Raw genomic sequence first — 12,411 nt, 5'->3', positions numbered from 1 at the left:
CGGATCGGTCGTGCAACGGGCCTCAGCGGGCGTCGGCCTGGCCGGCATCGAGGGCGGCCACGGGCAGCGCCCGCTCGGCCGGGAGCACGATGCCGGGCTGGCGGAACAGCTCGGGGCTGAGGCGGCCGGTGGCGCGCAGCAGGCGGTAGGCGGCGATGATCTCGTCGATACCGGCGGCGGTCGCGTCGCTCTGGGCGTTGATCAGGCCGATCTCGCCGTTGAGGATGTCCAGCAGTGAACGGCGGCCCATCTCGCGCTCCTTGCGCGCCAGGTCGAGGAAGCTCTCGGCGATGTTCACCTGGTTGCGCAGGTGCTCGGAACGCTCGCGGGAGGTCTGCCAGGAGTCCCAGGCGTTGCGGGCTTCCTCGATGGCCTGGATGCGCACGTAGTCGGCCTTCTCCTCGGCACTCAGCACAGCCTGGTCGGCGGCACGGGTGACGTGGTCGGCACGCATGCCGAGGTCGAACTGCCAGTCGAAGTTGACCATGGCCTTGGTGTCGTCGCGGCGGCCCGGGGAGCCGTCGTAATCGTCGAAGTGGGCCTGGCTCAGGCGGAACGACAGGCGCGGCATCAGCTCCTTGCTGCGGGCGGCGTCGCGCTCGGCGAGGGTCACCTCGGCACGCTTGATGGCGGCCAGCACGTCGGGGTTCTGCTGGCGCACGCTTTCGATGATGTCCACCTCGGAGGCCGGCAGGCGCGCACCGGGGATGGCCAGGCCCTCCAGGCTGTCGGCTGCGATGGCGGCCTCGCCGAAGATCACCCGGTAGCGGTTCAGCGCTTCACGCATGCGGCTGTCGGCCATGACGCGACGCGCCTCGGCACCGGCCAGCTGCGACTTGGCCTGCAGCACGTCGGTGGCGTAGCCGCGGCCCGCCTCCATGCGCGCGTTCTCCAGGGAGGTCTGCTGCTTGATGTTCTGTTCGGACTGGCGGGCGTAGGCCTGGGTGCGCTGGGCCTGGATCACCTGCAGCTGCGCCTCGATGGCGGCCAGGGTCAGGTTCTGCACCTGCAGCTCGCGCTCGGCCTCTTCCTTGACCAGCACCACCTTGGCGGCCTGCACGCGGGACGAGGTGGCGCCGAAGTCGGTGATCAGCTGGTTGATGCCGACACTGGCCTCGGACGGGTCATAGCTGCCGTTGCCGCCGTTTTCACGGTCGATGTGCTGCTTGCCGGCGCTGCCGTTGACGGTGAGCTTGGGGAAATAGGCGGTCTTCTCGACGGCGACCTGCTCGCGGGCGGTCTCGACGTCGGCATCGACCATGCGCACCAGCTGGTGCTCGCGCAGGATGCGTTCGAGCCTGTCGGCGAACCCCTGTTCCGCGGATGCATTCGCCGAGCACAGCAGCAGGCAGGTGGCGAGCAACTCTCGCCGCGCTTGAAGGACGGGTTTCAAAGTAGAAAGCATGGAGGGCTCACCGCTACAGGTCATCGTGATGGTCCGGCGGCAGGGCACCGGGCATCGCGATGGTAGCTTTATGCCACCTCGCGAAACTGACAAATGCTGACATTCACCCCCTCGCGCGCCCTTTATCCACCGCTTGCGGCGCTCTGGAACGGGCCTCACGCGGCCGCCTGCCGCTGCGCTCGGGCAAGCGGAGCGGCACGAATCCGTGCTTTTCCATCTCCATAAAGGTTCGATAAGCTGCAGGAAATGTTGTCACTTGAAGGACAGCGCTTTACCGAATGGATGTAGGTAAAGCGGAATTCGCACCAGGGAAGATGCCGTATCGAACTCCGTGAATGATTGATCTGATCCTGCTCGAAGACGAACCGATCCTCGCCCGGGAACTCAGCGAGTTCCTCGGTGAAAGTGGTTACCGCGTGACCCCGGCGAACAGCCTGGCGAGCTTCGCCGAGGCCTTCGACGAGCAGCGCCACCACCTCGCGGTCATCGACCTGGGCCTGCCGGACGGCGACGGCCTCGATCTGATCCAGCAGTTGCGCGAACGCGGCAGCACCCTCGGCATCGTCGCCTTCACCGCCCGGGGCTCCACCGACCACCGCGTCACCGGCTTTCGCGTGGGCGCCGACCACTACCTGGCCAAGGGCTGCGACCTCGAAGAACTGACGGCGGTGCTCGAAGCCCTGCGTCGACGCCTCGGCCTGCAACGCGGCGGCACCCGCTGGGAACTGGAACTGGCCTCGCGCCAGCTGCGCACGCCCAACCAGCAGCGCCTGCGCCTGTCGCACCAGGACATGCTGGTGCTGCAGTGCCTGATGCAGCGCGCCGGTGACATCGTCTCGCGGCGCGAGATCGTCCGCGCCCTCGACGAGGACTACATGACCTACGACCAGCGCCGGCTGGACACGCAGATCCGCCGCCTGCGCCGTAACGTGGAGCAGGCCGCCGGCCTGGAACTGCCGCTCAAGACCCTGCGCAACACCGGCTACTGCTTCTACGAGAAGGTGCGCATCGTCGCCTGAGCGGCCCGGGATCAGCCCACGCAGAGCAGGCGACCGATGAATGCATACCCCTGGTTGCGCAGCGAGCGGATGGGCGCTGGCGCACCATCGAGCCCGGCGATCTTGCGGCGCAGGCGACTGACGATGGCCTCCAGGCGGCGCTCGTCGTAGGTCAGGTAGTCCTCGCCCAGCCCTTCGGCCAGCACGCGGCGGTTGGCGGTCTGTTCCGGCGCCTCCCGCAGCAGCCCCAGGATCCGGCATTCCTTGCGGCTCAGCTCCAGTTGCTGGCCGTCCGGTGCGCTGAGCGCCTGCCGTTTCGCGTCGATCACCCAGCAGTCGCCCAGCGGTGCGGCCTGCATGTCGAGGCGCCGCATCAGCGCCTCCATGGCCGACAGCAGTTCGTCTTCCGCCACGGCACGGCCCAGGCAGTGGTCGGCCCCCAGGGTGTAGCCCGCCAGGCGCTGGTCGAGCCGGCCGGGCTCGGTGAGCAGGATCAACCCGATGCCCGGCCACAGGTTACGGATGCGGGCGGCCAGCTCGAGCCCGGCCCGGCCCTCCCCCTCCAGTTCCAGCAGGACGATGTGCGGCCCGAACAGGGCGATTTCGGCGTCCTGCAGGGAACCGACGGTGCTCATGGTCACAAAGCCGACCTTGCCGAGCAGGCGCAGGCACAGGTCCGGCTGGCTGTCCGGCGCGGCCTCCACCACCAGAAGGCGCATGTGCGCGAGCGATGCGGCGGCCCCGCCAGCCATGCGCAGGACGGATATCGGCGAGTTTGCCCGGCTGTGTTCTTGCACGACGATCCACCCTTGCGGCCCCTTGCTGACGAACGGCGTTCCGGCGGCCGCACGCCCGAAACACGGCGGCACCGTACCCCATGCAGGCCCCGGCAAAACCGAGCAAATCTGAGCGGCGCAGCGAATCGCGCCGCAGCCCGGTTAGAATCCCCGGCTTCCGAAAAGCCCCGGCGCCGAGCGATGACCCGTCCCCTGCACTTCCTGCTGTTCTGCCTGTGCCTGCTGCTGCCCTGGCAGGCAGGCGCCGACACCCTGCAACTGGGCGAGCGCACGCACGGCACCCGGGGCTACCTGGAGCGCCTGGACGACCCCGATGGCCGCCTCGACGCCGCTGGCGCCATGCAGGCCGAAGGCTGGAAGGCGCTGCCCGGTGCGCTGAATGCCGGCTTCACCCGCAGCGTGATCTGGCTGCGCCTGCAGGTGCAGGCCGGCCCCGAATCACCCGAGCGCTGGATGCTGACCCTGAACAACGCCCTGATCGACGGCGTGACCCTCTATGACTACGAGACGGGCGGCGCGCCCCGGGTGGTCCAGGGCGGCGAATCCATCAACCGCAAGAACTGGGAAGTCGACTACCGCACGCCCTCCTTCGCCCTCACCCTGCAGCCCGACCAGCCGCGCTGGCTGCTGCTGCGGCTGGAGGCGCGCAACGCCATGTCGGTGAGCGTGCGCCTGATGCCCACCGCCGAGTTCGGCGACCGCACCCGCGTGGAATACCTGGGCTCGGGCCTGTACTTCGGCATCTACCTCGCGCTGATCGTCTTCCACAGCGTGTTCTGGCGCATGACCCGCGCGCCGGAAAGCGGCTGGTACCTGATCTACGTGAGCTGCTGCATCGCCATCGAGAGCCTCAGCTACGGGTTGCCGCAACAGGTCTTCGGCATCCCCGGGAGCATCAGCGACCGCATGCTGGGCTGCGGCCTGGCCGCCAGCCTGCCGCTCGGCTTCATCTTCGCCCAGCGCCAGCTGAGGCCCAGGGACATGGTGAGCTTGCGGCGCGTGCTCACGGTGCTCAGCGTGGTCATCGGCCTCGCCTCCGCCACGGCGGTGCTCGCCGGGCACTACCAGACCGGCGCACCGCTGGTGCAGATCGCCTCCTTGCTGACCATCCCGCTGCTGATCGGCATGGCCGTGCGCATGCTGTTCCAGGGCCATGCCTCGGCGCGGGTGTTCCTGCTCATCTTCGGCATCTACTACGCCGGGGTGATCGTCAGCTTCCTGCGCAACCTCGGCATCGTCCCCACCTCCTTCGCCACCGACAACGCCGCCGCGCTCGGCACCCTGCTGCACATGCTGCTGATGAGCATGCGCATCATCAATCACTACCGGAAGCTGAAGGACGAAAAGAGCCGCGCCGAGAGCAGGCTCAAGCACGTGCTGCAGGACCAGAACGCCCACCTCGAACGCCAGATCGACGCCCGCACCCTGGAACTGCGCGACGAGATCCGCCGGCGCACCGAGCTGGAGGGCGAGCTGCGCGAGCTGCTGCGCCAGGAGCAGCGCATCCGCGAGGAGCAGCGCGACTTCGTGGCGATGGTCTCCCACGAATTCCGCACGCCGCTGGCGATCATCGCCACCTCGGCCCAGCAGATCGCCCGCAACCTCGGCAGCGCCCCCGAGCGCAACGAGCAGCGCTGCCAGAACATCCGCGAGTCCACCACCCGCCTGCTGACCCTGGTGGACAACTACCTCAACCACGACCGCATGGCCGAGACCAGCACCGAGCTGCGCCGCACCGAAGAGAACCTGCCCGAGCTGCTGGCGCGCAGCACCAGCGACGTGCCCCCCGGACGCACCCGCATCGAGTACCACAGTCAGCGCCAGACGCTGCATTGCGACACCGGCCTGACCCGCATCGCCCTGCGCAACCTGATCGCCAATGCCGACCGCCACGCCCCGGCCGACAGCGTCATCCGCCTCGACGTGCGCGAGCGCACGGACGCGGGGATGCTCGACATCCGCGTGGTCAACGAAGGCCCGGAAATCCCCCGCGAACAGGCGCCGCTGCTGTTCCAGAAATACTTCCGCGGCAGCCAGGCCCAGCAATCCCCCGGCGCCGGCCTCGGCCTCTACCTGGTCAAGCGCATCGCGGCCCTGCACGGTGGCGAGATCGCCCTGGAAAGCACCGGCAAGGACGCGCCCATCTGCTTCCGCCTAAGCCTGCCGCTGGAGCCACAGGGGCGGCAAGCCGGCTGAATCCGCAGGGCCGGCGAGGCGGTGGGGGGTGTACAAGGATGTAATTGAGAAGTGATTGCATACGCATTAATCTCGCACTCCCTTCATCCACCGAACCGTCGCCTGCCCGCCCATGAGCAAGTCGTCGCCCTTCCTGGCCCTCTACCTGCGCGAGCAGAACCGGCTGCTGCAGCTGATCCGACGCATCGTCGGTGACCGCAGCACGGCGGAGGACCTCGCCCAGGACACCTTCCTGCGGCTCTGGGACCGGGAGCTCGGCGATGGCGACCGCAGCCTGCTGTTCCGCACCGCGCAAAACCTTGCCCTGGACCACCTGCGGGCACGCCAGGTGCGCAGCCGCCATGCCCGGGAACAGAGCGACGAAGACGACACCATCGACCTGCAGCAGCAAGCCGAAGCGCACCAGGAATTCGAACACCTGCTGCGCCGCCTGCAAGGGCTGCCCCGTCGCTGCCAGCAAGTGTTCCTGCTCAGTCGCGTCGATGGCCTTTCCTATGCGAGCATCGCCGAGCGGCTCGGGGTCTCTCTGAGCACGGTGGAGAAGGACATCATCCGCGTCCTCCAGCATTGCCAGCGCACGGAGGGCTGACCTGGTGTCGCACCTTGTACTGACAGCCCCCTCGATTCGTGGAACGCAAGCAGAGTGAAGACCTTGCCCGAACAGCAAGCACGGCAGGATCGCCAGGACACGGCGACCCGCTGGTACGTGCGCCTGCAGAACCCGCAGTTGTCGGCGAGCGAACGCATGGACTTCCGCCGATGGCTGGACAGCGAACCGGCCAACGCCGAAGCCTTCCAGGCGGTGGAGCGGCTCTGGCAGAAACTCGGCGAGCCCGCGCGGCAGCTCGCCGGCGATGGCTGGCACCGCCGCTCGGTGAGAGGCCAGCGTTGGCCGGCACTCGCCGCTGCCTGCGTGCTCGGCCTGGCGGTGGGCACGCTGTTCTGGCGCGACCCCGGCCTGCTGCAACGCTACGCGGCCGATTACGCCAGCGCCCCCGGCACCCAACAGCAACTGACCCTGGCCGACGGCAGCCACGTGCTGCTGGATGCCGACAGCGCCCTGGACCTGCACTTCAGCCCGGGCGAGCGCCGCGTCACCCTGCTGCGCGGCCGCGCCTGGTTCGACGTCAGCCACGACGCCAACCGCCCCTTCGTGGTGGAAAGCCCGGGGCTGCGCACCCGGGTGCTCGGCACCGCCTTCGCCGTCGACGCCACCGGCCAGGCCGAGCGGGTCACGGTCAGCCGTGGCCGGGTCGAAGTGCGCGGCACCGCCGCCGACTCGCTCGTCACCCTGGTCCCCAACCAGCAGGCCAGCCTCGACGGCACCGGCCTGCATGGCCCGGAAACGGTCAACAGCGACCGCGCCCTGGCCTGGCAACGCGGGCTGCTGATCTTCGATCGCGCCAGCCTCGGCGAGGTGCTCGACAGCCTCCAGCACCTCGGCCATCCGCCCGTCGTGCTGCTCGATGAAGGCCTGCGCAACCAGCGTATTTCCGGCACCTTCCGCGCCAGCGACCCCCACGCGGTGCTCAGCGCCCTGAGCACCGAACTGGGCCTGAAGACCACCCAGATCCCCGGGTTGGCGGTGGTGTTGCATCGCTGATGCAAAAAAAATGAAAAATCCTTGAGGGGTGTCCCGGTCTCGCCCGTTGTATCGGCAGTGAATAATTCGCATTTGCCGTTTTACGGGGGAGAACCACTGCATGACCAACCGCCACCGCCTGGCCCGAACGCTGCTCGCCAGCGCCCTGCTCGCCACCATCGCCGCGCCCATGCAGGCCCACAGCGCCCAAGCCGCCAGCGAGCAACGCCAGCCGCACTTCCAGTTCGATATCGCCAGCCAGCCGCTGCTCGACGCCCTCGGTGAGTTCACCGCCACCACCGGCATCGCCGTGCTGCGCACCACCGAAGAGCAACTCACCGGGCAAGCGCCGGCACTGCGCGGCCGCTACACCGCCGACCAGGCCATGGGCATGCTCCTGCAGGGCAGCGGGCTGAACTTCCGCCACGGCGCGGGCAGCATCACCCTGGAACGCCCGAGCGGCGACGGCACCCTCGACCTGGCGCAGATCGACATCAGCGCCGCCAGCCAGCAATCCGCCCTGGGCCCGGTGAGCGGCTACCTGGCCAAGGCCGCCACTACCGCTACCAAGACCGACACGCCGATCCTCGAAACGCCGCAATCCATCTCCGTGGTCACCCGCGACCAGATCAGCGACATCCACGCCCAGAGCCTGCGCGACGCGCTTGGCTACACCGCCGGGGTGATCGCCACCGAGGCCGATGACCGCCTCACCGACACCTTCGTCCTGCGCGGCTTCCAGATCAGCGGCAGCACCTTCCGCGACGGCATGCGCTACATGAGCAACATCTACGACGGCACCCAGGAGCCCTACGGCATGGAGCGCGTGGAAGTGCTGCGCGGCGCCTCCTCGGTACTGTTCGGCCAGGCCGCGCCGGGCGGCATCATCAACGTGGTGAGCAAGCTGCCGACCCGCGAGGAGCTGCACGAGATCAAGGCCGAAACCGGCAGCAACGACCGCCACCAGTTGGCCACCGACAACGCCGGCGCCCTGACCGACACCCTCAGCTACCGCTTCACCGCCCTGGAGCGTAAAAGCGACACCACCACCCACCACGTGCCGGACGACCGCACCTACATCGCCCCGTCCCTCACCTGGCAACCGGACGACGCCACCAGCCTGACCCTGCTCGCCACCTACCAAAAGAGCCGCACCGCCTACGTCTACGGCCTGCCCGCAGAAGGCACCGTGCGGCCCAACCCCAACGGCCATATCTCCCGCCACACCTTCACCGGCGAGCCGGGATACGACAGATCGGTGATCACCGCCTGGGATATCGGCTACCGCTTCGAGCACGCCTTCAACGACGACCTCAAGGTGCGCCAGAACCTGCGCTACTTCGAATCCGAGAACGACATGCCGTCGGTGTGGCTCGACAGCTTCATCGACCCGCAGATGACCACCGTCACACGTGGCGCCCAGGACCGCGTCGACGACTCACGCAACTTCGTCGTCGACACCCAACTGGAAGCGCGCTTTCATCACGAACGCCTCGAGCAGACCGTATTGGCGGGCGTCGACTACGGCGATCGCCACCTGACGACCGACCGCTACAACTATGACCTGACCCCGCTGAATGTCTTCAACCCGGTCTACGGCGGCATCTTCACCCCCCTCGGCCCAGCGCCGTACAGCTCCAGGAACCGTACCCGCCAGAGCGGCGTGTACCTGCAGGACCAGATCAAGTTCGACGAGAAGCGGGTGCTGTTGCTCGGCGGCCGCCAGGACTGGGCCAAACAGAAGGAAGACGCGCTGTACGGCAACGACCGCTCACGCCAGGACAGCGACGCCTTCACCAAGCGCGTGGGCCTGGTCTACCTCGCCGACAACGGCCTGGCGCCCTTCGTCAGCTACAGCGAATCCTTCGAACCCCAGATCGGCACCTCCCACGCCGGCACCAAGTTCGACCCCACCGAAGGCGAGCAATACGAAGCCGGTATCCGCTACCAGCCACCCGGCAGCAACGCCCTCTACTCCGCCGCGATCTACCAGTTGACCCGCAGCAACGTGCTGGCCACGGACCCCGTGAACAACGGCTTCCAGGTGCAGACCGGCGAGGTGCGCTCACGTGGCCTGGAACTGGAGGCCAAGGCCGACATCGGCGCCAACGCCAGCATCACCGCCTCCTACGCCTATACCAAGGCCGAAGTGACCCAGCAGACCACCAGCAGCGCAGCCGGCCAGAAGAGCGGCGGCATGCCGCGCAACATGTTCTCCGTGTGGGGCGACTACCGCTTCGGCCAGGTCGGGCCGGGCGAACTGCGCGCCGGTGCCGGCGTGCGCTACGTGGACGAGGTCCCCGGCCTGTTCGACACCAGCATCGTCGCGCCTTCCTACACCCTGGTGGACGCCATGCTCGGCTACGCCATGGGCCCCTGGGACCTCACCCTCAACGTCACCAACCTCACCGACGAGGACTACCTCACCTACACCTACGCCGCCTTCTACGGTGCTGAACGCCAGGTCACGGCCGGGGTCGCCTACCGCTGGTAAACCCCACCGCAAATAGCGCACGGAGCAACCTGTAGGTTGGCGCCGAACGCAGCGAGGCCCAACGCTGCGGAATCCCACTCCGCAGGTTGGGCCTCTTGCTTCTCACCCGCCGACAAAAAGAGGTAGCCCCAGCGGCGCTCAGCACCGCACACTGCGCGTCCCAACCCGCTCCCTCGACCAAGGACGATCACCCCCATGCTGCGCACCGCTTCTGCCCTGCTGCTCACCCTCGCCGCCACCCCTGTCTTCGCCGGCACGCTCACCGAGCAGGCCGAAGAAATGCTCGGCGGCACGGTGCTGAACTGGACCAGCGACACCCAGCTCGAAGGCCCCGCCGGGCTCGACGCCACGGTGCTCGTGCCGAAAGCCGGCAAGGCTAATTTCGCCACGCTGGCGATCGTCCACCGCACCCGCACGCCCGTCATGGAACCGTGCGGCGTGATCACCTGGAAGGTCGATGGCGCCATCGCCAACGAGGGCTACGGCGAACTGCAGGTCGACAGCGACACCTCCAGCGAGAAGGTGGTGGTGATGGTGGACCTCGGCCTGTTCAAGACCCTCGCCACCGGCGCCAAGGTCGAATTCAGCAGCTGCGGGCTGGAAGGCACGATTAGCGAGGCGGACCAGAAGGGGTTGCAGGCGATTCTTGGCAAGATCTAGGCAAGCACCCGACTCACCGTAGGTTGGCGCCGAGCGCAGCCAGGCCCAACGGTGGGGTTGGGCTTCAGGTATGAGTCGAATCTCAATGCAGGTGAATCCGCTGTTACCTTACAGAACGAACCAAGCACTGGTCATCGCCTACTCCATAGCAACCGCACGCCTTTGAATCACTCACGTCGGCTGGGAGTTAGCAAGCCTGCCAGCCCACCAGCTGCTGCTGACCCAATGGCAACAAGCCCATCTGGAATGTCCATTTTGACAAAGCTGAGGTTCCAAAGGGCCAGGATGGTCAGCAATACCGCTACCCCGAGAATCCAGATGGCCCACCGGAACGTCCAGCGGTCACTGGCCGGGGTGCTCTTGCGCAGTTCGTCGATGAGTATCTTCTTCTCCTCGGTCGACAAACTTGCATCGGTTACAACGACCCTCATCAAGTCATACAACTCGGTGGACTGGGAAGTTATGGATCGGGCGGTACCAGTCGCCGTCGGGCTAGAAGCCAACACATCCGATGCCTGGGTGATCTGCTCGTCCATGAAGAATCCTCGCTGTTGAAAAGCACAAACTGCGTGTACCGAAAGGCTGGCTCGACCCTTTTTAAGTCTGGCGATTAGAAAACCAGTGTGGTGCTTCCAAGCGCGTCGCCCTTGCGTTCATAGAACGACACCACGACAGACGTCTGGTCGACTTCGATACGCGCGAAATTGTCTTTGGAGTGCATCTCCGAAGTAAGAGCGCCGACGTAGCGCTGGTTCCCCTTGCCCTTCAGTACCTCACCAAAACCGAAGCTTGATTGGCGCATATGCGGCAGAGGCCAGAAGAACGAGGAGGAAACGATCTGGTGCACGAGGAAGTCGTCGTCTCCTACCAGGCGCAGTTCACTGGTGAACGAACAGTGCACATCACCGGAAACGAAGACCACTTTCCTGATCCGCTTGCTGTGAATGAAGTCGAGGATCTGCTGGCGTTGTTCAGGGAATGCATCCCACTTGTCGTTCTTGTCGCTCTTCATATCGGGGAACACCGGCACCGAGGTCACGATGAACTTGACGTTCCCAGAGCCATCATCCAGCCATTTGAGCAGCGCGCTCATTTGCCTGTCGTTGACCATTCTTCGAGCGCCCGCCTCGAGTACCCGCTCGGTCCGAGCATCCATGACAAACCAGTCGGCGCAGCCGTCCCGGAAGCTGTACCAGAAATGCGAGAGCGTCCCCTCGATACGCTCGCCATGGCTAGGAAAAAGTGGACTGTGGCTGCACTGATAAATCTGGTAGGCATGCATTGCCCAGATGTACTTCGAAGTCCGGTCACTGCTTGTGGCGTCAACCGGCCAGTTGTCCTCGATTTCGTGGTCATCGAGGATCATGTAGGTCGGTACTCTCGCCATGAGCTTGCGTATGTATTCCTGCGCGAAAACAGCTCGATAACGCTCAAGGAATTGATCCAGGGTCTGGTCAGGTGCCAGCCCCTTGAGGTCGTCCGCGTAGATCTGATCGCCGATCATCAACAATGCATCGACGGATTGGCCACCGGCGATCTGCTCCAGAACAGAACGGAAGGCTTTGTCGCCCCGATCATCAAAGAAGTTGCCACCGAATAGCCGCAGTACATAGCGGCAGGAACCCACGATGTAGCGGCGCGGGGCCGATTTCGCCGCTGGGCCAGTCGTGAAGCTCAGTGTGAAATCCGGTTCTGGAGCCGGCCATTGCAGATCGCCGGCAAGGGCTTGGACGCCTTCCAATTCAGCCTCGGCAAAGAACCAGCCGACCTGGTACTCGTACAAGGTCTCAGGGGCGAGCCCCTGAATCACGAATACGCAACTGAAGTCGAAGATAGGAGAGAGCTTGTTGAAGATGGGCAAGGACCAGGCGGCGCCCCCTGCCTGGCGCCAACGCAAAGCCCCAAAACAGCGCCGCTGATCCTGTCCGAGCACCTCTTTCCCAGCCCTAATGAAGACACGTGTCTCGTCGGGGCCGGTCGCTCCGACAATAGGTCCAACGCTTGGCCAATTCAGTTTCATTGCACGCTCCCTGTGAAGTATTCCATCACCACTGTGTGCCAGTTGATGCACTGGATATAGGAATAGTCGCTTATTGGCACATTGCCAGCAGAGCGAATGGTGGGAGCAATATGAGCTTTAAGCGCCGTAGGTTGGCGCCAAGCGTAGCGAGGCCCAACGGGGCAAGGCTCGGCCTGGCTCGTTGGGCTTCGTGCCTCAGCCCAGCTTACAAGAGCGGCCTTCTGCGCCCATCACCCCCACGGCAACTCCACCCGCGCGC

Annotated in this window: 10 protein-coding genes; 6 read left to right on the top strand and 4 right to left on the bottom strand. The window is 66.0% G+C overall.

The features are described 5' to 3' along the window. Positions 1-22: 22 nt before the first annotated feature. Positions 23-1,405 carry a TolC family protein gene (locus HSX14_RS11005; RefSeq protein WP_173179434.1) on the bottom strand — a complete coding sequence of 461 codons (1,383 nt, stop codon included), beginning with the start codon at positions 1,403-1,405 and terminating at the stop codon, positions 23-25. 335 nt (positions 1,406-1,740) lie between these two features. Here HSX14_RS11005 and HSX14_RS11000 point away from each other — a divergent pair, with 335 nt between their 5' ends. Beyond that, entirely contained in the window at positions 1,741-2,424 is a 684-nt protein-coding gene (locus HSX14_RS11000; RefSeq protein ID WP_173179432.1) for a response regulator transcription factor, read from the top strand. Between the two features lie 11 nt (positions 2,425-2,435). Here HSX14_RS11000 and HSX14_RS10995 read toward each other — a convergent pair whose 3' ends face one another. Further along, positions 2,436-3,122 carry a response regulator transcription factor gene (locus HSX14_RS10995; RefSeq protein ID WP_173179430.1) on the bottom strand — a complete coding sequence of 229 codons (687 nt, stop codon included), beginning with the start codon at positions 3,120-3,122 and terminating at the stop codon, positions 2,436-2,438. A gap of 258 nt (positions 3,123-3,380) precedes the next feature. On the opposite strand from HSX14_RS10995, the gene HSX14_RS10990 reads away from it, so the two are divergent. The 5 genes from HSX14_RS10990 (at position 3,381) to HSX14_RS10970 (ending at position 10,132) form a co-directional block, all read left to right on the top strand. Next, complete coding sequence (locus HSX14_RS10990; protein WP_173179428.1) at positions 3,381-5,396, top strand: sensor histidine kinase; 2,016 nt, start codon at positions 3,381-3,383, stop codon at positions 5,394-5,396. Between the two features lie 112 nt (positions 5,397-5,508). Further along, positions 5,509-5,985: an RNA polymerase sigma factor gene (locus HSX14_RS10985; RefSeq protein ID WP_173179426.1), complete on the top strand. Its 477-nt coding sequence runs from the start codon at positions 5,509-5,511 to the stop codon at positions 5,983-5,985. A 54-nt stretch (positions 5,986-6,039) separates the two neighbouring features. Then, a complete protein-coding gene (locus HSX14_RS10980; protein WP_173179424.1) occupies positions 6,040-6,999 on the top strand; it encodes a FecR family protein in 960 nt (319 codons plus the stop codon). A 100-nt stretch (positions 7,000-7,099) separates the two neighbouring features. Beyond that, a complete protein-coding gene (locus HSX14_RS10975) occupies positions 7,100-9,472 on the top strand; it encodes a TonB-dependent siderophore receptor (RefSeq protein WP_197970217.1) in 2,373 nt (790 codons plus the stop codon). Positions 9,473-9,667: 195 nt separating this feature from the next. Next, positions 9,668-10,132, top strand: a complete 465-nt coding sequence (locus tag HSX14_RS10970) for a hypothetical protein (RefSeq protein ID WP_173179422.1) — start codon at positions 9,668-9,670, stop codon at positions 10,130-10,132. A 167-nt stretch (positions 10,133-10,299) separates the two neighbouring features. On the opposite strand, the gene HSX14_RS10965 is transcribed toward HSX14_RS10970, so the two are convergent. After that, positions 10,300-10,668 carry a hypothetical protein gene (locus HSX14_RS10965; RefSeq protein ID WP_173179420.1) on the bottom strand — a complete coding sequence of 123 codons (369 nt, stop codon included), beginning with the start codon at positions 10,666-10,668 and terminating at the stop codon, positions 10,300-10,302. A gap of 74 nt (positions 10,669-10,742) precedes the next feature. Then, entirely contained in the window at positions 10,743-12,152 is a 1,410-nt protein-coding gene (locus HSX14_RS10960; protein WP_173179418.1) for an alkaline phosphatase D family protein, read from the bottom strand. Between the last annotated feature and the right edge of the window lie 259 nt (positions 12,153-12,411).

This window comes from Pseudomonas tohonis (assembly GCF_012767755.2).
Classification (GTDB): Bacteria; Pseudomonadota; Gammaproteobacteria; order Pseudomonadales; family Pseudomonadaceae; genus Metapseudomonas; species Metapseudomonas tohonis.
This window is presented reverse-complemented; position numbering and strand designations above follow the sequence as displayed.